The sequence below is a fragment of the Micromonospora lacuserhaii genome (genome assembly GCF_036902735.1).
Lineage (GTDB): Bacteria > Actinomycetota > Actinomycetes > Mycobacteriales > Micromonosporaceae > Micromonospora.
Genome location: NZ_JBAKHO010000047.1, coordinates 21,667 through 42,053, shown reverse-complemented (window position 1 = coordinate 42,053; position 20,387 = coordinate 21,667). Strand labels below are relative to the sequence as shown.

Annotated in this window: 18 protein-coding genes; 9 read left to right on the top strand and 9 right to left on the bottom strand. The window is 71.5% G+C overall.

Translation table 11 applies throughout. The features are described from left to right. On the top strand, positions 1–489 hold a 489-nt coding region (locus V6U81_RS23385), incomplete at its 5' end, for a GNAT family N-acetyltransferase (protein WP_334492138.1). Positions 490–526: 37 nt separating this feature from the next. Here V6U81_RS23385 and V6U81_RS23380 read toward each other — a convergent pair. From V6U81_RS23380 to mshB, 3 genes are all read right to left on the bottom strand, one after another. Beyond that, positions 527–991, bottom strand: coding sequence for a hypothetical protein (locus V6U81_RS23380; protein WP_334492136.1), 465 nt, complete (start codon positions 989–991; stop codon positions 527–529). Between the two features lie 81 nt (positions 992–1,072). Further along, complete coding sequence (locus V6U81_RS23375; RefSeq protein WP_334492134.1) at positions 1,073–1,510, bottom strand: hypothetical protein; 438 nt, start codon at positions 1,508–1,510, stop codon at positions 1,073–1,075. A 17-nt stretch (positions 1,511–1,527) separates the two neighbouring features. Then, positions 1,528–2,451, bottom strand: a complete 924-nt coding sequence (gene mshB / locus V6U81_RS23370) for an N-acetyl-1-D-myo-inositol-2-amino-2-deoxy-alpha-D-glucopyranoside deacetylase (protein WP_334492132.1) — start codon at positions 2,449–2,451, stop codon at positions 1,528–1,530. 85 nt (positions 2,452–2,536) lie between these two features. On the opposite strand from mshB, the gene V6U81_RS23365 reads away from it, so the two are divergent. Then, positions 2,537–4,678, top strand: a complete 2,142-nt coding sequence (locus V6U81_RS23365; protein ID WP_334492130.1) for a prolyl oligopeptidase family serine peptidase — start codon at positions 2,537–2,539, stop codon at positions 4,676–4,678. A gap of 58 nt (positions 4,679–4,736) precedes the next feature. Here V6U81_RS23365 and V6U81_RS23360 read toward each other — a convergent pair whose 3' ends face one another. The 5 genes from V6U81_RS23360 to V6U81_RS23340 form a co-directional block, all read right to left on the bottom strand. Next, a complete protein-coding gene (locus V6U81_RS23360) occupies positions 4,737–6,479 on the bottom strand; it encodes an ABC transporter substrate-binding protein (RefSeq protein ID WP_334492128.1) in 1,743 nt (580 codons plus the stop codon). A 156-nt stretch (positions 6,480–6,635) separates the two neighbouring features. Beyond that, complete coding sequence (locus V6U81_RS23355; protein ID WP_334492126.1) at positions 6,636–7,622, bottom strand: ABC transporter permease; 987 nt, start codon at positions 7,620–7,622, stop codon at positions 6,636–6,638. Positions 7,623–7,631: 9 nt separating this feature from the next. Next, entirely contained in the window at positions 7,632–8,639 is a 1,008-nt protein-coding gene (locus V6U81_RS23350; protein WP_334492124.1) for an ABC transporter permease, read from the bottom strand. Further along, positions 8,636–9,754: an ABC transporter ATP-binding protein gene (locus V6U81_RS23345; RefSeq protein WP_334492122.1), complete on the bottom strand. Its 1,119-nt coding sequence runs from the start codon at positions 9,752–9,754 to the stop codon at positions 8,636–8,638. Before V6U81_RS23345 ends, V6U81_RS23350 begins: the two co-directional genes overlap by 4 nt. Next, complete coding sequence (locus V6U81_RS23340; RefSeq protein ID WP_334492142.1) at positions 9,751–10,806, bottom strand: ABC transporter ATP-binding protein; 1,056 nt, start codon at positions 10,804–10,806, stop codon at positions 9,751–9,753. Before V6U81_RS23340 ends, V6U81_RS23345 begins: the two co-directional genes overlap by 4 nt. A 289-nt stretch (positions 10,807–11,095) precedes the next feature. Between V6U81_RS23340 and V6U81_RS23335 the strand changes: the two genes are divergently transcribed. The 6 genes from V6U81_RS23335 to V6U81_RS23310 all read left to right on the top strand — a co-directional run bounded on the left by V6U81_RS23335 (position 11,096) and on the right by V6U81_RS23310 (position 19,001). Then, positions 11,096–11,644 (top strand): Uma2 family endonuclease, encoded by a 549-nt coding sequence (locus V6U81_RS23335; protein ID WP_334492120.1) that lies wholly within the window; start codon positions 11,096–11,098, stop codon positions 11,642–11,644. A gap of 33 nt (positions 11,645–11,677) precedes the next feature. Then, entirely contained in the window at positions 11,678–13,114 is a 1,437-nt protein-coding gene (locus tag V6U81_RS23330) for a TldD/PmbA family protein (protein WP_334492118.1), read from the top strand. 76 nt (positions 13,115–13,190) lie between these two features. Beyond that, entirely contained in the window at positions 13,191–14,678 is a 1,488-nt protein-coding gene (locus V6U81_RS23325) for a TldD/PmbA family protein (protein WP_334492116.1), read from the top strand. 519 nt (positions 14,679–15,197) lie between these two features. After that, complete coding sequence (locus V6U81_RS23320) at positions 15,198–16,004, top strand: hypothetical protein (RefSeq protein ID WP_334492114.1); 807 nt, start codon at positions 15,198–15,200, stop codon at positions 16,002–16,004. A 13-nt stretch (positions 16,005–16,017) separates the two neighbouring features. Further along, complete coding sequence (locus V6U81_RS23315; RefSeq protein WP_334492112.1) at positions 16,018–17,934, top strand: fumarate reductase/succinate dehydrogenase flavoprotein subunit; 1,917 nt, start codon at positions 16,018–16,020, stop codon at positions 17,932–17,934. Continuing rightward, positions 17,934–19,001 carry a succinate dehydrogenase/fumarate reductase iron-sulfur subunit gene (locus tag V6U81_RS23310; RefSeq protein WP_334492110.1) on the top strand — a complete coding sequence of 356 codons (1,068 nt, stop codon included), beginning with the start codon at positions 17,934–17,936 and terminating at the stop codon, positions 18,999–19,001. The genes V6U81_RS23315 and V6U81_RS23310 overlap by 1 nt, the downstream gene beginning before the upstream one ends. A 145-nt stretch (positions 19,002–19,146) precedes the next feature. Here V6U81_RS23310 and V6U81_RS23305 read toward each other — a convergent pair whose 3' ends face one another. After that, positions 19,147–19,593, bottom strand: coding sequence for a (deoxy)nucleoside triphosphate pyrophosphohydrolase (locus V6U81_RS23305; RefSeq protein WP_334492107.1), 447 nt, complete (start codon positions 19,591–19,593; stop codon positions 19,147–19,149). Positions 19,594–19,776: 183 nt separating this feature from the next. Between V6U81_RS23305 and V6U81_RS23300 the strand changes: the two genes are divergently transcribed. Further along, positions 19,777–20,085, top strand: a complete 309-nt coding sequence (locus V6U81_RS23300; protein WP_334492105.1) for a 4a-hydroxytetrahydrobiopterin dehydratase — start codon at positions 19,777–19,779, stop codon at positions 20,083–20,085. The last annotated feature ends 302 nt before the right edge of the window (positions 20,086–20,387 follow it).

The following is a 20,387-nucleotide window of genomic DNA, read 5'->3' as shown; positions in this document are numbered from 1 at the left end:
CCGATGCTGACCAGGTCGGCCAGGGCCGACAGCGGCAGGAAACCGGCGAGCAGCGCCACCGCGGCGCCACCGACGCCCGCCGGCGCGCCGCCGGTCGGGCTGGCCGCCGCGCCGTCCGAGGACTGGCTCGCGGTGGCCGCGGGCCGCAAGGGCGGTCTCCCGGAGGCCGCCCGTCACGTGCTCACCGCCGTGGACCGGGTCCGCTTCGCCCACGTGTACGTCGACGGCACGCTGGTCGCGATCGGCCGGGGCACCGTCACGGGCGAGGGACGGTGGCTCGGGCTCAGTCTGATCGAGGTGGTGCCGCAGGCGCGTCGCCGAGGGCTGGCCGGTCGGGTGATCCGGGCGCTGGTCGGCTGGGCGGTGGCGGAGGGGGCGTCGCACGCCTTCCTCCAGGTCGAGCAGCGCAACACCGCCGCGGTGGCGCTCTACCGGGGGCTGGGATTCACCACCCACCACACGTACCTGACCCGGGTCGCCCCGCACTGAGGAACGGGTGTGCAGAGCGCGCCCCGGGTCGGACGGGTCAGCGGCGGACGACGCGGCGCGGCTTGGCCGCCTTGATCTCGGCGTACCGCTTGAGCATCTGCGAGCGGTGGTCGCGGCCGAGCGCGGTGAGCACCAGGTAGCCGACGGCCACCCCGGCCAGGGCGGCGGCGAGGTAGAGCCAGATCTGGGCGAAGAAGAGGCCGGCGCCGCCACCGAACGGGTTGTCGCCGACCAGCAGCGGACCGACCAGCACGGTCAGTGCCAGGGCAACCGCCACCGCGGCGGCCACGTCGGCGGCCCAGCGCCCGACCGGGCGGGTCCGCCCCTCCCGGAAGACGACCACCGCGAGGATCAGCCCGACCACCAGGAACATGCCGAACGACACCCGGTCGGTGGCGGTGTCGTCGCCGTCGAAGCCGAGCTTGGCGATCACCCGGGCCACCACGTTGACCGCGAACAGCGCTCCCGCGAGCACACCGACCGCGCGCCACCGATTCGTCATCGCACGTCTCCTGCCGTACCGCCCGCCCCGGCGGCGGGCCTTCTCGCAGGAATATGTACCACCGTTACCTGTGTGTCGTCATCACCCGTCGTGACGACGTTGCGGCGGGCCGAGGATCTGCCGGAAGGCCATCACCGCGAAGGTCATCGCCCCCGTGGTGATCATGGCGAGCCCGACCCAGTTGTCGCCGGAGACGAGCAGGTCACCCTCGGCGGTCCGGACCGCCGCCACCGCCATCAGCGCGAACCAGGGCAGCGCGGGCAGCGCCACCGCCCACTTCCGGCCGACCGTCGCGTACGCGAACCAGCTCAGCGCGATCGCCGCGCCGATGGTGACCAGCACGGACACCCCGATCAGCTGCCCACCCACCCGGACGGTGGAGAGCAGCAGGCCGAGCAGCGCGGCGAGCACCCCGCCGAGAACGGAGACCAGCCCTCCGACCACCCGCAGGGCGAGGTCGAGCAACCGCTCGCCCCGGCCCGGGGACGGCGTGACGGTCTCCTCATCGATCAGCGGCATCGGCGCGGTGGGTAGGGTCACCGCAGCCCGGCCGCAGCGACCGGGGAGCGCTCCGACCCGGCCGCGGCCAGCCCGGCGAACAGGTCGTCCTCCCAGCCGTACGGGCCGAAGCCCGGGCCCTTCTCCCCCACCGCCAGGGTGAAGTACTCCACGCCCATGAACTCGGCGCCGAAGTTGCCGGCGATCGAGTAGAGCCAGGAGGTGGCGGGGATCTGGGTGGCGTGCGCGCGCATCGCCGCCTCCTTGGCGGCGTGCTGATCGGTGGCGTCGATCCGGGCGGCGATCCCGTCGTCCGGGGTGCCGAAGGGGAGCTCGTCGACGCTGTCGATGCCGTCGAAGGGGTTGTCCGACGACTCGGTGAAGTGGCTGATGCCGGCCTCGAGGACGCTGCGCGGCATGGCCGTCCAGTAGACCTTGGCCGGGGCGAACCCCTCGGCGTCGGCCAACTCGACCGCCCGCATCGCCACCCGGTGGGCCTGGATGTGGTCCGGGTGGCCGTAGAAGCCGTTCGGGTCGTACGTGATCAGGACCTGGGGGCGCACCTCGCGCATGATCTCCACCAGGTGCCCGGCGGCCTCGTCGAGGTCGGCCTGCCAGAAGGCGCGGGGGTGCTCGTTGGTGGCCAGCCCCATCATGCCGGAGTCGCGGTAGCGGCCGGCGCCGCCGAGGAAGCGGTGGTCGGTGACGCCGAGCGCGGCGCAGGCGGTGGCCAGCTCCCCGATCCGGAAGCCGCCGAGCTGGTCGGCCTCCGCCGCGGCGAGCTGCGCCAGCTCCGGCACGTGGATCTCGCCCTCCTCGCCGAGGGTGCAGGTCACCAGCGTGACGTGCGCGCCGTCGGCGGCGTAGTGGGCCATCGTCGAACCGGTGCCGATGGACTCGTCGTCCGGGTGCGCGTGGACCAGCAGAAGGCGTCGATCGGGCAGGGTCGTCACGACCGTCACTCTAACCGGCGGTCCCTTTCCCCGAGCCTGACGCGTCCGCCCAGGTCGGCCACATCACGCCCGACGCCGCTCTACGATCCGAGCTGTGGACTTTCCCGAGCTGGCCGCCCGTACCCGTCGGTTCAGCCACGGGGCGCCGCGCGCCGTTTCCGTGGCCGACGACGGTTCCCGGGTGGTCTTCCTCCGCTCGGGCGGACCGGACGACCCGGCGGACGCGCTCTGGTCGCTGGAGGTCGCCACCGGCGAGGAGCGGTTGATCGCCGACCCGGCGGTGCTGCTCGGCGCGGACGCCGATTCGGCGGCGCTCGCCCCGGGCGAGCGGGCGCTGCGCGAGCGACTGCGACTGAGCGCCGCCGGCATCGGCTCGTACGCGTTGGACGCGGCCGGCCGGGTGGCGGTCTTCCCGCTGGCCGGGCGGCTGTTCCGGGCCGACCTGGTGCACGGCGACGTGGTCGAGGTGGCCACCGTCGGGCCGGTGGTCGACCCGCGACCCGACCCGACCGGGGAGCGGCTGGCGTACGTCACCGACGCGGCCGAGGGGGTCCGCCGGGGCCAGCTGCGGGTGGTCGAGGCCGACGGCACCGACACCCTGCTGGCCGGCGAGGAGGCGGGGGTGACCTGGGGGCTGGCCGAGCACGTCGCGGCCGAGGAGTTCGACCGCTTCCGCGGCTACTGGTGGGCGCCGGACGGCCGGACGGTGCTGGCGGCGCGGGTGGACGAGTCGCGGGTCCCGCGCTGGCACCTGCACGACCCGGCCGACCCGGCGAGCCCGCCGACCAGCGTCGCGTACCCCCGGGCCGGTGGCCCGAACGCGGAGGTCAGCCTGCACCTGCTCGACCTCGACGACGGCTGGGTCGACGTGCACTGGGACCGCGAGACCTACCCGTACCTGGCGTCGGTGGACTGGGCCGACGGCGGCCCGCTGATCACCGTGTTGCGCCGCTCGCAGCAGCACGGCCTGGTGCTGGCCATCGACCCGCGCACCGGCGAGACCCAGGTGCACGCCGAGCTGGCCGATCCCCGCTGGGTGGAACCGATCCCGGGTACGCCGGCGCACCTGCCGGACGGCCGGGTGCTGGTCGGCGGGGAGCTGGCCCACGACGGGTACGACGCCCGATGCCTCTTCGCGGACGGGACGCTGCTCACCCCGCCGTCGCTCTACGTACGCCGGGTGGTGGGCCGGCTGCCCACCGGCGGCGGGCCGGCCGACCTGCTGGTCGAGGCGAGCGAGGGCGAGCCGAGCCAGCGCCACCTGTACCGGGTGCGGACGGCGATCGGCGGCGGCGTGGACGCCCGGCGGATGAGCAGCACCCCCGGCTGGCACACGGCCGCCGTGGGCGGGGACGTGCTGGTGGTCGGCACCGCGTCGCTGGACGATCCGGGCATCCGCTGGTCGGTGTGGCGGGGCGACCGCGAGGTGGGCCAGCTCCGAACGCTGGCCGCCGTGCCGCCGTACGCCCCGCGGCCGATGATGGTGCGGGTGACCGACCGGCGGCTGCCGACCGCGGTGCTCTACCCGACCGACCACGTCAAGGGCACCCGGTTGCCGGTGCTGCTCGACGTCTACGGCGGCCCGGGGCACCAGGAGGTGGTGGCGGCCCGGTCGGCGTGGCTGGAGCGGCAGTGGTGGGCCGAGTCGGGCTTCGCGGTGGTGACGATCGACAACCGGGGCACCCCGGGGATCGCCCCGTCGTTCGAGAAGGCGATCCACCGGCGGCTGGCGGACGTGATCCTGGCCGACCAGGTGGACGCGCTGACCGCCCTGGCCGGCAAGCACCCGGACCTGGACCTGAACCGGGTGGCGATCCGGGGCTGGTCGTTCGGCGGCTGGCTGGCCGGGCTGGCGGTGCTGCGCCACCCGGAGCTGTTCCGGTGCGGGATCGCCGGCGCCCCGGTCACCGACTGGCACCTCTACGACACCGCCTACAGCGAGCGCTACCTGGGCATGCCGGACGACGGGATCGACGTCTACGGCCACCATTCGCTGGTGGAGCTGGCCGCCGAGCCGGTGGTGGGCCCGGAGCAGGCCCGGCCGTTGCTGCTGGTGCACGGGCTGGCGGACGACAACGTGGTGGCCGCGCACACCCTGCGGCTCTCGGCGGCGCTGCTGTCCACCGGGCGCCCGCACGCGGTGCTGCCGTTGACCGGGGCCAGCCACATGGCCGCCGGCGGGCTCTCGGAGCGGCTGCTCCGGCTGGAGCTGGACTTTCTCCGCCGGCACCTCTGACACACGGAGGCCCCCGGCCGACGACGCTGTCGACCGGGGGCCTGTCCGTGGCGCGGGTCTACTGCTTGACGTGCGCGTTCACGAAGGACGGGTACCCGAAGACGCTGGAGATGAAGACCCCACCGGCCTTGGAGCCGTGCACGGCGTAGGCCACGTCGACGAAGAGCGGCACGACGGGCGCCAGGTCCTTCATGATCCGCTCATCGAGCTTGGCCCACTCCGGGCCCTGCTCGGCCGGGGGTAGTGCCAGGACCCGGTCGAACTCGGCGTTGATCGCGGGGTCGTTGAGGTACGAGCTGTTGCTGTTGCCCTCGGCCTTGATGGTACGGCCGTCGTAGAGCACCGGCAGGATCGAGGCGCCACTCGGCCAGTCCGCCGCCCAGTTTCCGATGTACAGGTCCCAGGGGTTGTTCTTCTTCTTGACCTCGTCGAGCTTGGCATCGTCCGGGATGTTCCGGATTGTGATCTTGAAGCCGGCCCGCTCCAGGTTGCCCTTGAGCTGGGTGGCCATCTGCTGCTCGGTCGAGCTGTCGGCGGCGCCGAGAACCAGCTCCGGGGTCTGGCCGCCGAGCAGTTCCTTGGCCTTGTCGACGTTGCCGTTCGCGCCCGCCGGGTACGCCTCGTACGCCTTGTAGCCGATGGTGGCCGGCGGCATCAGCGTGGTCAGCGGCGAGGCGACCGTCTGTCCACCGAGCGCCTTGATCAGGCCGTCCCGGTCGATGGCGTAGTTGAGCGCCTGGCGGACCTTCAGGTCCTTGACCCGCTGGGTGTTGATGACGAGCTGGTTGGCGCTCGGCGTCGGGGAGAGGATGCTGCGCTGCTTGAGCGCCGGGTCGTTGGCGACCTTGGCGACCAGCGAGGCGGGCACATAGTTCCAGGCGATGGCGCTCTGGTCGGCGCCGTTGTCGGCGATCACCCGGTTGTTCGCGGCATCGGCGGTCGGGCCGAAGCTCCAGACGAACTGGTCCGGGTACTGGTGGCGTACCGGGTCGGTCTTCGGGTCCCAGTTCGAGTTGCGGTCCAGGGTGATCTGGACGCCCACCTGGTTCTTGGCGATCTTGTACGGCCCGGATGAGAACGGCTGGTTGTCCAGGTTGACGCCGGTGTCCTTGTCGGCCCTCAGCGGCGCGGTGGTCGGCAGCGAGACCGCGAACGGCAGGTCACAGCGGGGCTTGGCGAACTCGAAGCGCAGGGTCTTCGGGTCCGGAGTGGTCAAGCCCGGCGGGAGCGAGGTCTTGTTGGCCTTGAAGTTCCACTTGGTGTCGAACTGCGCACTGTCGGCGAGCCACTCCTGGATGTAGGTCGGGCCGCCGGAGAGGTCCGGGTCGAACGAGCGGGCGATGCCGTACGCGATCTCCTTGGAGGTGATCGGGCTGCCGTCCTCGAACTTGACCCCGTCCTTGATCTTGAATTCCCAGACCTTGCAGTCGTTGTTCACGTTGGTGCCCGGCGTCTCCGCCAGGTCACCGACGAGGACCAGGCCGCCCTTGCCGTCGTCCTTCCACGTGGTCAGGTAGCGGGCGAAGAGTGGCGAGGCCATCAGGCCGGCGAACGAGTACGTCCGCTGCGGGTCCAGGTGGGAGATGGGGGTCTCCCGGATGATGGTGAAGGTGCCACCCTTCTGGGCGCCGTCCACCTCGGCCGCCGGACCCATCGAGTCCTTCGGGTCGGTTGCGATGACCCCGGTCTGCTGCCGGTTCGTGTCCACCGTGGTGCCCTCGCCCGTGTTCTTCGAGCAGGCACCCAGTGCCACAACCAGTGCGATCGCGCCGCCTGCGGCGGCCGCCACGCGTGGTCGCATCTCCTACCTCCTCCACCCGGTCCGCCGGGCGGAAACCGCCGGCGTCCCGAGGATCGTAAAGAAGAAAACCTACGAGTTGTGTAACAGTTGTCGATAAATTTCACCGTCGTCCGACCGACTGACGCCGCACTCCGGCCGGGCGGCCGGAGTGCGGCGTCAGCCCAGGCGGACCCGGGGGTCGATGGCGGCGTAGAGCAGATCCACCAGGACGTTGGCCAGCACCACGAAGACCGCCGAGATCAGCACGGTCGCCATGATCATGGGCAGGTCACCAGCGCGGACCGCCTCGACCGCGGTCCGCCCCAGCCCCTGGATACCGAAGGTGGTCTCGGTGATCACCGTGCCGCCCAGGGCCGCGCCGACGTCCAGGCCCGCGATGGTGACCACCGGGGTGATCGCCGCGCGCAGCGCGTGCCGCCCGTACACCTTCGGTTTGGCCAGGCCCTTGGCGCGGGCGGTGCGGACGAAGTCCTCCGAGAGCGTCTCCAGCATCTGCGCCCTCGACAGTCGGGCGTAGATCGCGGAGAAGAGGAAGGCGAGCGCCAGCCAGGCGAGGACGAGACCGCTGGCCCAGCGCACCGGATCGTCGAAGACCGAGGTGTAGCTGGGCACCGGCAGCCAGCGCAGGTTGTAGACGAAGAGCAGCAGCAGCACCGCGCCGACGAAGTAGAGCTGGAGGGAGGCCCCGGTCAGCGAGAAGCCGATGGCGGCCCGGTCCAGCCAGGTGCCGCGGCGCAGCGCGGAGACCATGCCGAGGCCGACGCCGAGCAGCAGCCAGAGGATCGCCGCCGGGATCACGATGCTCAGCGTCACCGGCAGCACCCGGGTGATGGTGTCCAGCACCGCCTCGTTGTTGACGTACGACCAGCCGAGGCAGGGCGCGTCGCACCGGCCGCCCTGGGCGCTGCCCAGGTCCCGGCCGGTGACGATGCCCTTCATGTAGCCGGCGTACTGGGTGACCAGCGGGTCCCGCAGGCCCAGCTCCTGACGCACGCGCTCCAGCCGCTCGGGATTGCAGTTCTTCGGGCACATGCCGCTGACCGGGTCCCGGGGCAGCGCGAAGAACATCAGGAAGGTCAGCACGCTCACCGCGAACAGGGTGAGCAACGCGGAGAAGATCCGCTTGATCAGGAAGCGCGCCATCCGAACCCCCTACCGGGACGACTTCGGGTCGAGCGCGTCGCGCAGCGCGTCGCCGAAGAGGTTGAACGCGAGCACGAGCGCGAAGATCGTGATGCCGGGGAAGAAGACGAACGCGGGATCGGTCTGGAGGTAGTCCAGGCTCTCGTAGATCATCCGGCCGAAGCTCGGCGTCTCCTCGGTCAGGCCGACACCGATGAACGACAGTGCCGCCTCGCTGGTGATGAACTGCGGCACCGCGAGGGAGAACGACACCAGGATCGGTGCCCAGATGTTCGGCAGCAGCTGCCGGAAGAGCATGTGCCCGAGACCGGCGCCGCTGGCCCTGGCCGCCTCCACGAACTCCCGCTCGCGCAGCGCGATCACCTGCCCGCGGACCAGTCGGGCCGTGCTCGTCCAGCCGAAGATCGCGAAGACGGCGATCAGCACCGCGACCCCGAAGGCCGGCGAGACCGCCTCCCGCTCGCCGTAGAAACGCAACGTCAGGGTGGGGGTCAGGGCCAGCGCGATGATCAGGAAGGGCATGGCCAGGGTCAGGTCGGTGACCCAGTTGATCACCGCGTCGATCCAGCCACCGAGGTAGCCGGCCACCGCCCCGAGCGCGATGCCGAGGGCCGCGGAGATGACCGCCGCCGCGAAGGCGATGAGCAGCGAGGTACGCAGGCCGTAGGCGAGCCGGATGAAGATGTCCCGGCCGAGGCCGGGCTCCAGCCCGAAGAAGTGGTTCCCCGACACGCCACCGGCGTAGCCGAGCGGCATGCCGAAGCCGTCCAGCATGTTCTGGAACTGTTCGCGCGGGCCGATCCCGTACAGCATCTCGACCACCGGCGCGGCGAGCGCCACCAGCACGAAGAAGACCAGCATCGCGCCGCTGACCATCGCCGTGCGGTCGCGGCGCAGCCGGATCCAGGCGAGCTGCCCGGGCGACCGGCCGACGAAGCCCTTCTCCTTCGGCGCGTCGGCGCCGCCGCCCGACTCGATCTCGGCCAGCGCCACGCCCTCCACCGGGGACATGCTCATCTCGACACCTCCTCGACGCCCGCGTCCGTGGAGCCCGCCTCGCCGCCCGTACCGGCCGGCGTGACGGCCACGACCTCGACCACCGGGTCGACGGCCGGGCTCGCGCCCACGGGACCCGACTCCGGGAAGTGGCACGCCGTGGCCGGGTTGCCGCCGTCGCGGGGTACCAGCGCCGGCTCCTCAGCGGCGCAGACGTCCTGCGCCTTCCAGCAGCGGGTCCGGAACCGGCAGCCCGAGGGCGGGTCCAGCGGCGTCGGGACGTCCCCGGTGAGCCGGATCCGCCCGCCCGGCCCGAACGCCGTCACGTCCGGGATCGCCGAGAGCAGGGCCCGGGTGTACGGGTGCTGCGGCCGCTCGTAGATGTCCGCCCGGTCGCCGATCTCCACGATCTTGCCGAGGTACATCACCGCGACGCGCTGACAGAAGTGCCGCACCACGGCCAGGTCGTGGGCGATGAACACGAACGCCAGGTCGAGCTCGCGTTGTAGGTCCCGCAGCAGGTTCACCACCTGCGCCTGGATGGAGACGTCCAACGCCGAGACCGGCTCGTCGGCGACGATCAGCTTCGGCCGCAGCGCCAGCGCCCGCGCGATGCCGATGCGCTGCCGCTGCCCGCCGGAGAACTCGTGCGGGTACCGGTTGTAGTGCTCCGGGTTGAGCCCGACCAGTTCGAGGAGCTCCTGCACCCGCTTCTTCACCCCGCCGGGCGGGGTGATCCCGTTGACCTGCAACGGCATCGCCACGATTCGACCGACCGTGTGGCGCGGGTTCAACGACGCGTACGGGTCCTGGAAGATGATCTGGAGGTCCTGCCGCAGCGGGCGCAGCTCCCGCCGCCCCGCGTGGGTGATGTCCCGCCCCGCGAACTCGATCGACCCGGCGGTGGGTTCCAGCAGCCGCACCAGCATCCGCCCGGTGGTGGTCTTGCCGCAGCCGGACTCCCCGACCAGGCCCAGGGTCTCCCCCGGCCGCACCTCGAAGTCCAGCCCGTCGACCGCCCGCACCAGCCCCTTGGCGCGGAACCCGCTGCGCACCGGGAAGTGCTTGGTCAGCCCCCGCACCCGCAGCAGCGGCTCGTCGGCGCCCGTCGGCGCGGTCTCGACCTCAACGCTCACCGAGCCACCCCCACCTGTGCGACGTCCTCCGCGTAGAGCAGGGTCCGCTCGTCGGCGGAGAGATGACAGGCGACCAGGTGACCGGGGCCGCCCCCCTTCCGCAGCTCCGGAACCTCGATGGACGACCGGTCACCGTTGCGGTCGGCGTACCGGCAACGCGGATGGAACGCGCAGCCCGACGGCAGGTTGATCAGCGAGGGCGGGTTGCCGGGGATCGGCAGCAGGTCCGCATCCGCGTCGCCGTGCAACGACGGCACGCTGGAGAGCAACCCCCAGGTGTACGGATGCTGCGGCCGCCGCAGCACCTCCTGCACACTCCCCCGCTCCACCGCCCGGCCCCCGTACATCACCAGCACGTCGTCGGCCACCTGGGAGACCACGCCCAGGTCGTGGGTAATCAGGATGATCGCCGAGTGGAACTCGGCCTGGAGGTCGGCGAGCAGATCCAGGATCTGCGCCTGCACCGTCACGTCCAGCGCGGTGGTCGGCTCGTCGGCGATCAGCAGGTCCGGGTCGTTGACCAGGGCCATCGCGATCATCGCCCGCTGCCGCATGCCACCGGAGAACTCGTGCGGGTACTGGTCGAACCGCTTCGCCGGCTGCGGGATGCCGACCCGACCCAGCATGTTTACCGCCCGGGTACGGGCCTCCCGTCTCCCGGCCCGCGGATGGTGCACCCGGTACGCCTCGGCGATCTGCTTCCCGACGGTGTAGTACGGGTGCAGCGCAGACAGCGGGTCCTGAAAGATCATCGCCATGTCCCGGCCCCGCAGCCGGCGTACCTCCTCCTCGGGGAGGCCGACCAGCTGGCGGCCGCCGAGGGAGATCTCCCCGGTAATGGTGGTCCGCTGGGCGTTGTGCAGGCCGAGGATGGCTAGCGAGGTGACGCTCTTGCCTGAGCCGGACTCGCCGACGATGCCGAGGGTGCGGCCTCGCTCCACCGTGAAGGAGACCCCGTCGACCGCGCGCACCACGCCATCCTCGGTGTCGAAGCGCACCCGCAGGTCACGCACCCGCAGGTACGGGCTGTCGGCGGGGCGCTGCTCCGGCACGTCGGGACGGTCGTCCGACGGCCCGGACGGCGCTGGTTCCGGACTGTCCACGACCGCCTCCCTCGGGTTGTAGAGAACCTACAACAAACCCACGAGGGTGAAAATAAGCTACAAGGCGGGAGCTGTCAGCGGGCCACAGCGTAACGAGTCGGCATCGGCCATGAACAGTCCTCACCTGGACGTTCACCGCGAAAACTTGACGGCCGCCTTCCCACCCTGTCGCACGTCAGGTGCGACCATGTGACCGGCGACCACGGGAGCATTCCCGCCGGACGAGGTGGAGGTGACCATGACCGCAGCGGTGTTCGACCACGACGGACCGTGGACCGAAGAGGAGTACCTCGCCCTCGGCGCGACGCAGCAACGCGTCGAACTCTTCGACGGGAGCCTCCACGTGACCCCAGCCCTCACCCCACGGCACCAGCGCATCTCGCGCAAGTTGGGCAACATCCTCGAAGCCTCGGCGGAGACCGCCGGAGTGGAGCTCCTGGAGGCGGTGAACGTCCGGCTCAGGCCGGGCCGCGTCCCTGTTCCCGACCTCGTCATCACCGCACCGGTCGACCTGGATGAACTCATGATCGAGGCCGCTGACGTCCTTCTCATCTGCGAGATCATCTCGCCGAGCAACGCGGCCACCGACAAAGTGCTCAAGATGCACTACTACGCGGCTGCCGGCATCGAGTGGTACCTGTTGGTGGAGCAGGAGACCGGCACCCTGCGCCTCTACCGCCGGCGGGGTCGCAACTACGCGGAACAGTCCACCACCAAGCGCGGCGAGACGTTGGAGCTGACCGAGCCCGTCCGGGCCACGATCCGGCCGGAGGATCTCGTCCCCTGACGGATGTCGGTCGGCTCGCCTAGGGTCGGGCGCATGACGGAGTTCGACGCGGCGTCCGCCGCCGTACAGGCCGCGCTCGACGCGGGCGCCCGGTACGCGGACGCTCGGGTGATGCACCGCCGCTACGAGTCGATGTCGGCGCGCAACGGCGCGATCGAGGAGCTGGCCCAGAACGAGAGCATCGGGCTGGGTGTGCGGGCGCTGGTCGGGTCGAGCTGGGGCTTCCACGCCGTACCCGAGCTGTCGGACGCCGCGGCCCGCGACGCCGGCCGGCGCGCTGCGGCGATCGCCACCGCGAGCGCGCGGGTCCCCGGCCCGCCGATCGACCTGGTGCCGGTCGAGCCGGCCGTGGCGAGCTGGGCCTCCGGCTGCGAGATCGACCCGCTCGGCGTGGCCCTGTCCGACAAGGGCGACCTGCTGGTCCGGGCCACCGGCACGATGCGGGAGCACGGCGCGGACCTGGCCGAGGGGCTCTACCAGATCTGGGACACCGGCAAGTGGTTCGTCTCCAGCGAGGGGCACCGGATCGACCAGCGGATCCGCGAGTGCGGCGGCGGCATCTCGGCCACCTCGATCGGCGACGGCGAGACCCAGCGCCGGTCCTGGCCCAGCTACCGCGGCCAGTACGGCACCACCGGCTGGGAGCTGGTCGAGTCGCTGGACCTGGCCGCGCACGCGGCCCGGATCGCCGAGGAGTCGCGGGCGCTGCTGACGGCGCCCGAGTGCCCCGCCGGCGAGACCGACCTGATCCTCGGCGGCGAGCAACTCGCCCTCCAGATCCACGAGTCGGTCGGGCACGCCATCGAGCTCGACCGGATCCTCGGCTGGGAGGCCGCCTTCGCCGGCACGTCCTGGCTGGACCTGACCCAGCTCGGGTCGCTGCGGTACGGCTCCGAGCTGATGAACGTCACCATCGACCCGACCATCCCCGGCGCGCTCGGCAGCTTCGGCTTCGACGACGAGGGCTCCCCCGCGGTGAAGCGGGACGCGGTCCGCGAGGGGCGCTGGGTGGGCGTGCTCGCCGGCCGGGACTCGGCCGCCGTCGCGGGCCTGGACCACGGCGGCAGCGTACGGGCCGACGGCTGGGCGCGCCTGCCGATGGTGCGGATGACCAACGTCGGCCTGGAGCCCGGGCCGCACACCCTGGACGAGATCGTCGCCGCGACGGACGACGGGGTGCTGATGGACGTCAACCGTTCCTGGTCGATCGACGACAAGCGGCTCAACTTCCAGTTCGGCTGCGAGATCGGCTGGGAGGTGAAGAACGGCAGGCGCGGCCGGATGCTGCGCAACCCCACCTACACCGGGATCGGCCCGCTCTTCTGGCGCTCGATGGACATGCTCTCGTCCGAGATCGTCCCCTGGGGCACGCCGAACTGCGGCAAGGGCCAGCCCGGCCAGGTCGGGCACACCGGCCACCCGTCCGCGCCGGCCCGCTTCCGCAACGTCCGGGTGGGGGTGCGGGCATGAGCGAGCGGAGCGAGCGAATCATCAGGCCCGGCGCGGTGGTGCCTCATGACGGCACGGAGCGCAGCGGAGTGCCGGCATGAGCGATGTGAGGGGAAGGGCCGTGACCGAGCTGGAGATCGCCGGCCGGGTGGTGGAGCTGGTCCACCGGCTCGCCGGGGCGGGGGCGCAGGCCGAGGTGGTGGTGACCCGGCACGACCTGGCGCTGACCCGGTTCGCCAACTCGGCCATCCACCAGAACGTCGCCGAGACCGGCGTGGGTGTCCGGCTGCGGCTGCACGTCGACGGGCGGACGGCCGCCGGCGGCAGCAGCCTGGTCGACCCGGACGGGCTGCGCGCCCTGGTCGAGCGGACGCTCACCGCGGCCCGGCTCTGCCCACCCGACCCGGCCTGGCCCGGCCTCACCCCGCCGTCGCCGGTGCCGTCCAACGGCGTCCTCGACGAGGCCACCGCGTACGCCGAGCCCGACGCCCGGGCCGACCGGGTACGCGCCTTCGTGGACGCGGCCGGCGGCCTGGAGACGGCCGGCTACTGCCGCACGTCGTACCGGTCGGGGGCGTTCGCCAACTCGGCCGGGCACTCGGCGCACGGGCGGGCGGTCGAGGCGGCGATGGACGGCATCGCGCGGACCGGTGGCGCAGACGGGGTGGCCCGCTTCTGCGCCGACCGGCTCGCCGACCTCGACGGCGCCGCTCTCGGCGCCCGGGCGGCGGCGAAGGCGCGAGCCGCGACCGATCCGGTCGAGCTGCCCCCTGGTCGCTACGAGGTGGTGCTCGAACCGGCCGCCGTGGCCGACCTGTTGCAGAATCTCGCCTGGTTCGGCTTCAACGGCAAGCGGTACGCCGAGCGGCAGAGCTTCGCCGCGCCGGGCGAGGCCCAGTTCGACCCGGCGGTGACCCTGGTCGACGATCCGCGGCACGGCTCGACCCTGCCGTACGACCTGGAGGGCACCGCCCGGGCGCCGCTGACCCTGGTGGCGGCGGGCACCACCCGGGCGGTGGCCCACGACCGGCGCAGCGGCGCCGAGGTGGGGGCTGCGTCCACCGGGCACGGGATGCTCGGCGCGTCCACGTTCGGCCCGATCCCGCACAACCTGCGGCTGCTCGCCGCCGACGGTCGGCCCGACACCGGGACCGACCGCGCGACCGGCGCCGGGACCGACCACGAGAGCGGCGCCGGTAGGGACGACGGGGCCGGGGCGGTAGTCGGCAGCGGCACCGGGGTGGCCGGCGCGGTGGCCGACTCGGACACCGCCGCGCTGGTCGCCGGGATGGAGCGTGGCCTGCTGGTCAGCGACTTCTGGTACACCCGGGTGCTGGATCCGAAGAGCCTGGTGATCACCGGCCTGACCCGCAACGGGGTGTGGCTGGTGGAGGACGGCGTGCCGACCCGGGCGGTCCGGGACTTTCGCTTCACCGAGTCGTACCCCCGGGCGCTGGCACCGGGCGCGGTGCGTGGCCTGGGCCGACGGGCGGTCCGCCAGCCGGACCGGATGGACGGCGTGTGGTGGGAGGCCCCGGCGCTGCGGCTGGCGGCGTGGAACTTCACCGGCGGTGCGTCCGGCTGAGCCGGCCCCCACCTCCCCCCGGCCGGCCGCGCCTTTCCCGGCCGGCCCCACCTCCCCCGGCCGGCCCCGACTCCTCCCCTTGCCGGCCCGGCCTCTTTCGGCCGGCCGCGCCTCCGGGCCCGGCACAACGGTCAGCGGCGCTACGAACTTGATAACGCCGACCGCATCAGCGGCCGCCGCGCCACGCTCACCGGAAGCGTGATTCGTTCTCGCCATCAAGTTCGTAGCGCCGCGCGACCACATGCCGCGCCGTCGCCGTCCGCCGTCCGCCGCCCGACTCATCGCTCCCGAATATTGATCATGGTTCGGGTCTTTCCAACCTGCGGGACACACGGGACACTGCGTTGCGCGGCCTGGCCGTGAAGATCGGCGTAACGTGTGTCACTTAGCTGCGCCGTCTCGCCGGCGCGGTCGTTGGTGTGCGCAAAGACGTGGCAGTGGACCTCAGTCCCACCGGTCCGCTGACCGACCGGAACGTGATCCGCCGCCCGCGAGGGCCCCGTCAGGGAGACGACTGGAATGACATCAACGGCAACGAAGCCGCGGGGGGCGCGGGCGCGCGCCGCGATCGCGGCGAAGACGTTGCGTACGGACCGGTGGTGGTTCGCCCCGCTGATCACCGTCATCGGACTCAGCGCCTGGGTGGCGTACGCGACGGTCCGGGTCTTCATGCACAAGTGGTACTGGGTCGACGCGTACCACTACCTGACCCCGTTCTACTCCCCCTGCGTGACCGAGCGGTGCACCGAGGGCTCCTCGCACTTCGGCAGCTTCCTGCCCGGCTGGTGGATCGTCCCGGACGCGGCGCTGACCCTGCCGTTCCTGCTGCTGTTCCGGCTGACCTGCTATTACTACCGCAAGGCGTACTACCGGTCGTTCTGGCTCTCGCCGCCGGCCTGCGCCGTTCCGGACGGGCACCAGGCGTACTCGGGCGAGACCCGGTTCCCGCTGCTCGGGCAGAACCTGCACCGCTACTTCTTCTACGCCGCCGCCATCATCTCGCTGATCAACACGTACGACGCGATCTACGCGTTCCACTCGCCCAAGGGCTTCGGGTTCGGGCTGGGCAACATCGTCCTGCTCGTCAACGTGGTGATGCTCTGGGCGTACACCATCTCCTGCCACTCCTGCCGGCACATCATCGGCGGCCGCCTGAAGCACTTCTCGAAGCACCCGGTGCGCTACAAGGCGTGGACGGGGGTGTCCTGGTTGAACGTCCGACACATGCAGCTCGCCTGGATCACCCTCGGCACCCTGGCCCTCACGGACTTCTACGTGATGGCCGTCGCCGCCGGCTGGTTCAACGACCTGCGGTTCATCAACTAGAGGGCGCCCGGACATGACGACTACCACTCGCATCGAACGACACCACTACGACGTCGTCGTGATCGGGGCCGGCGGCGCCGGCCTGCGCGCGGCGATCGAGGCCCGGCTCGCCGGCAAGAAGACCGCGATCATCTCCAAGTCGCTCTTCGGCAAGGCACACACCGTGATGGCCGAGGGCGGCGCGGCGGCCGCCATGGGGAACGCGAACAGCCGGGACAGCTGGCAGGTGCACTTCCGGGACACCATGCGCGGCGGCAAGTTCCTCAACAACTTCCGGATGGCCGAGCTGCACGCGAAGGAGTCGCCGCACCGGATCTGGGAGCTGGAGACGTACGGGGCGCTCTTCGACCGCACCAAGGACGGCAAGATCTCCCAGCGCAACTTCGGCGGCCACGAGTACCCGCGGCTGGCGCACGTGGGCGACCGGACCGGCCTGGAGCTGATCCGCACCCTCCAGCAGAAGATCGTCTCCCTGCAGCAGGAGGACAAGCGCGACCACGGCGACTACGAGGCCCGGATCAAGGTCTTCGCCGAGACCACCGTCACCGAGCTGCTGCTCGACGGGGACCGGGTCGCCGGCGCGTTCGGCTACTACCGGGAGTCCGGGGAGTTCGTCCTCTTCGAGGCGCCGGCGGTGGTGCTGGCCACCGGCGGGGTCGGCCGGTCCTACAAGGTCACCTCGAACTCCTGGGAGTACACGGGTGACGGTCACGCCCTCGCGCTGCGCGCCGGGGCGACGCTGATCAACATGGAGTTCCTCCAGTTCCACCCGACCGGCATGGTCTGGCCGCCCTCGGTGAAGGGCATCCTGGTCACCGAGTCGGTCCGCGGTGACGGCGGCGTGCTGAAGAACTCCGAGGGCAAGCGGTTCATGTTCGACTACGTCCCCGACGTCTTCCGCAAGCAGTACGCGGAGACCGAGGAGGAGGCGGACCGCTGGTACACCGACCCGGACAACAACCGGCGCCCGCCGGAGCTGCTCCCCCGCGACGAGGTCGCCCGCGCGATCAACAGCGAGGTCAAGGCCGGCCGGGGTACGCCCGCGGGCGGCGTCTACCTGGACATCGCCTCCCGGCGTTCGGCCGAGGAGATCCGCCGCCGGCTGCCGTCGATGTACCACCAGTTCAAGGAGCTGGCCGACGTCGACATCACCGCCGAGCCGATGGAGGTCGGGCCGACCTGCCACTACGTGATGGGTGGCGTGGAGGTGGACCCGGACTCGGGCGCCGCGTACGGCACCGTGCGCGGGCTCTTCGCCGCCGGTGAGGTCTCCGGCGGCATGCACGGCTCCAACCGGCTCGGCGGCAACTCCCTGTCGGACCTGCTGGTCTTCGGCAAGCGGGCCGGCGGCCACGCGGCGACGTACGCCGATCAGTTGACCTCGCGCCCGAAGGTGCCGGTCGGCGCGGTGGAGACCGCGGTGGAGATGGCGCTGGCGCCGTTGCAGCGCGACACCGGCGAGAGCCCGTACACCCTCCAGCAGGACCTCCAGGCGGTGATGGGAGATCTGGTAGGAATCATCCGCCGGGAGGGCGAGCTTGTGAGCGCCCTGAGCCGGCTGGCGGAGCTGCGCGAGCGGGTGGCGAAGGTGAGCGCGGCCGGCGGGCGACGCTACAACCCGGGCTGGCACCTGGCCCTGGACCTGCGCAACATGCTGGTGGTCTCGGAGTGCACCGCGAAGGCGGCGCTGGAGCGGCAGGAGTCGCGCGGCGGGCACACCCGGGAGGACTTCCCGGCGATGGACCCGAAGTGGCGCCGGGTGAACCTGGTCTGCGCGCTGGACGGCGACACCGTACGCCTGGAGCACAAGCCGCTGCCGCGGATGCGGGCGGAGCTGATCGGGCTCTTCGACCGCACCGAGCTGGCCAAGTACCTGACCGACGAGGAGCTCGCGGAGTTCGACGCCCTCGCTGAGGAGGCGGGCAAGTAATGGGAACCAAGCGTGAGTTTCGCATCTGGCGGGGCGACGAGACCGGCGGCGACCTGCAGGACTACACCGTCGAGGTGAACGAGGGCGAGGTGGTCCTCGACGTCATCCACCGGCTCCAGGCCACCGACGCGCCGGACCTGGCCTGCCGATGGAACTGCAAGGCCGGCAAGTGCGGCTCCTGCTCGATGGAGATCAACGGCAAGCCGCGGCTGAGCTGCATGACCCGGATGTCGACCTTCGAGGAGGCCGAGACCGTCACGGTCACCCCGCTGCGTACCTTCCCGGTGATCCGGGACCTGGTCACCGACGTCTCGTTCAACTACGAGAAGGCCCGGGAGACGCCGGCGTTCGCGCCCCCGCCGGGGGTGGCACCGGGCGAGTACCGGATGCAGCAGGTCGACGTGGAGCGCTCGCAGGAGTTCCGCAAGTGCATCGAGTGCTTCCTGTGCCAGAACGTCTGCCACGTGATCCGCGATCACGAGGAGAACAAGCAGGCCTTCTCCGGGCCACGCTTCTTCATCCGGGCCGCCGAGCTCGACATGCACCCGCTGGACGCGAAGACCGACCGCAAGGAGTACGCGCAGCAGGAGCAGGGGCTCGGCTTCTGCAACATCACCAAGTGCTGCACGGAGGTCTGTCCCGAGCACATCAAGATCACTGACAATGGGATCATCCCCATGAAGGAGCGGGTCGTCGACCGCAGGTACGATCCCCTCGTGTGGCTTGGTAGCAAGATCTTCCGTCGGGGTGACACGCCCCAGAGCACCGCGGGCAGCGCGGGGAAGGAGTCCGTGGTGCACAGCGGCGCTCGTCAGGCTGGGGTTCACTCGCACGCCGGTGGTTCGCACGACCCGCGCGCGGAGACCCAGGCGCAGCAGGGCGTGAACTGGCACCGCGAGGTGCCGCACCCGACCGCCCCGGCGGTCGACGACCGCGGCAAGCTCCCGCTCACGGAGCTCACCTTCGACCGGGCGGCGGCCCCGTCCCCGTTCGGCGACGACGTCACCTTCCCGCTGCCGCCGGAGCACCTCAACTTCGCTCACCCGAGCCAGGACGAGAAGCACTGAGCGGTACGACGATGTTGACGGGGGCCGCGGCGCAAGCCGCCGGCCCCCGTCCCCTTTCCACCCCCGCATCCGCTTCCCCGGCCGGGTCCCACTCGTTGCTCATGAGATTGCCGCGCACCGCGTCGGCGGGGCGTGGCGGCGAGGGTCAGCGGACGGGCGTCTGGAGCAGGGGGCGGAGGGCGGCCACGATGGGAGCGTCGGCGGGGAGCCAGGTCACCGTGTCGAGTTCGGCGGCGGCGAGCCAGCGCATCGCGGAGTGTTCCAGCGCCCGCGGCTGGTCGCCGTGCAGCAGCCGGGCCGCGTACACCCTGAGCACCGAGCGGCCGTGCGCCATCCGGACGTCCCGGCCGACCCGGTCGCCGATCTCGACGCGTACGGCGAGTTCCTCGACGCACTCGCGGGCCAACGCGGCGGTCTCGCTCTCCCCCGGCTCGACCTTGCCGCCGGGGAACTCGAACATCCCGGCCACCTCGGGCGGGGCGGCGCGCGCGCAGGCCAGCACGCGCCCGTCGCTGATGATCGCCGCGCCGACAACGACCTTCGGCTCCCGCCGTTCGGCCTGCCCGTTACCGCTTACCCGTTCGGTCCGCACGGGCGTCCAGCGTGCCAGATCAATCGTCGGTTTGGGTACCTGACCCGGCCGCTAGGTCAGGAAGACCGGGAAGTGTGGGCGTGGACACATCGCCCCTCGGCCGACAGACTGGGTAACACCACGAGGACACGGGACGGCGACGATTTGGCCACAAGCCGGCAACGGCGCCTGGGAGGTGCGGTGATGCGCGCGCTGTTCAACAGTCGGGCGAAGCACGACTACCTCAGCGATGCGCTCACTCTTCTCACGGGCTGGACCCGGGAGGGTGAGCAGATCCGTCGCACCATGGTCATTGACGACACCCAGCACGCGGCACTGACCGAGCGGGTGGCGGTGGTCGCCGACGCGCTGCGGCTCCGCCCGGAGATCAGCCGCCGGGACTCGGAGACCCAGATCCGGCTCGGCCACGACGACGGTGAGCCACTCACCGAGGGCGAGGTCCTGCTGGCCGCCCGCATCGAGGACGCGTACCGCGCGGTCACCGGGGTCTGAGCCCGGCCACAGCCGGTCCGGGCTTGTCCCGCCGGGGTCGCATCGAGCGTGTGCGGGCCCATCGTCACCCCCGTTGCACTCGGTGGACCGCCTCCGTCGCCCCAGCCTAGGACCGCGCGACGCGCGGCGCGCTCCCCTGATCATCCTCGCCCGCACCGACTGAGTGGTCAGCCCGCCACGCGGGGTGCGCTTTCCTGCCAGTTTTCTGAGAATCTTGGTTTTTCGCGATCAGCGCCAGGGTAGTAGTTACGACGCGGAAGGGAAAAACAACCCGCACACGAACTAACCACACGAAGTCGTAT

Coding starts and splice junctions, on each gene's coding strand:
- V6U81_RS23380 (WP_334492136.1), bottom strand. CDS start 991: ATGACGAATCGGTGGCGCGCGGTCGGTGTGCTCGCGGGAGCGCTGTTC.
- V6U81_RS23375 (WP_334492134.1), bottom strand. CDS start 1,510: ATGCCGCTGATCGATGAGGAGACCGTCACGCCGTCCCCGGGCCGGGGC.
- V6U81_RS23360 (WP_334492128.1), bottom strand. CDS start 6,479: ATGCGACCACGCGTGGCGGCCGCCGCAGGCGGCGCGATCGCACTGGTT.
- V6U81_RS23355 (WP_334492126.1), bottom strand. CDS start 7,622: ATGGCGCGCTTCCTGATCAAGCGGATCTTCTCCGCGTTGCTCACCCTG.
- V6U81_RS23350 (WP_334492124.1), bottom strand. CDS start 8,639: ATGAGCATGTCCCCGGTGGAGGGCGTGGCGCTGGCCGAGATCGAGTCG.
- V6U81_RS23335 (WP_334492120.1), top strand. CDS start 11,096: ATGACCGCAGCGGTGTTCGACCACGACGGACCGTGGACCGAAGAGGAG.
- V6U81_RS23330 (WP_334492118.1), top strand. CDS start 11,678: ATGACGGAGTTCGACGCGGCGTCCGCCGCCGTACAGGCCGCGCTCGAC.
- V6U81_RS23325 (WP_334492116.1), top strand. CDS start 13,191: ATGAGCGATGTGAGGGGAAGGGCCGTGACCGAGCTGGAGATCGCCGGC.
- V6U81_RS23320 (WP_334492114.1), top strand. CDS start 15,198: ATGACATCAACGGCAACGAAGCCGCGGGGGGCGCGGGCGCGCGCCGCG.
- V6U81_RS23315 (WP_334492112.1), top strand. CDS start 16,018: ATGACGACTACCACTCGCATCGAACGACACCACTACGACGTCGTCGTG.
- V6U81_RS23310 (WP_334492110.1), top strand. CDS start 17,934: ATGGGAACCAAGCGTGAGTTTCGCATCTGGCGGGGCGACGAGACCGGC.
- V6U81_RS23300 (WP_334492105.1), top strand. CDS start 19,777: ATGCGCGCGCTGTTCAACAGTCGGGCGAAGCACGACTACCTCAGCGAT.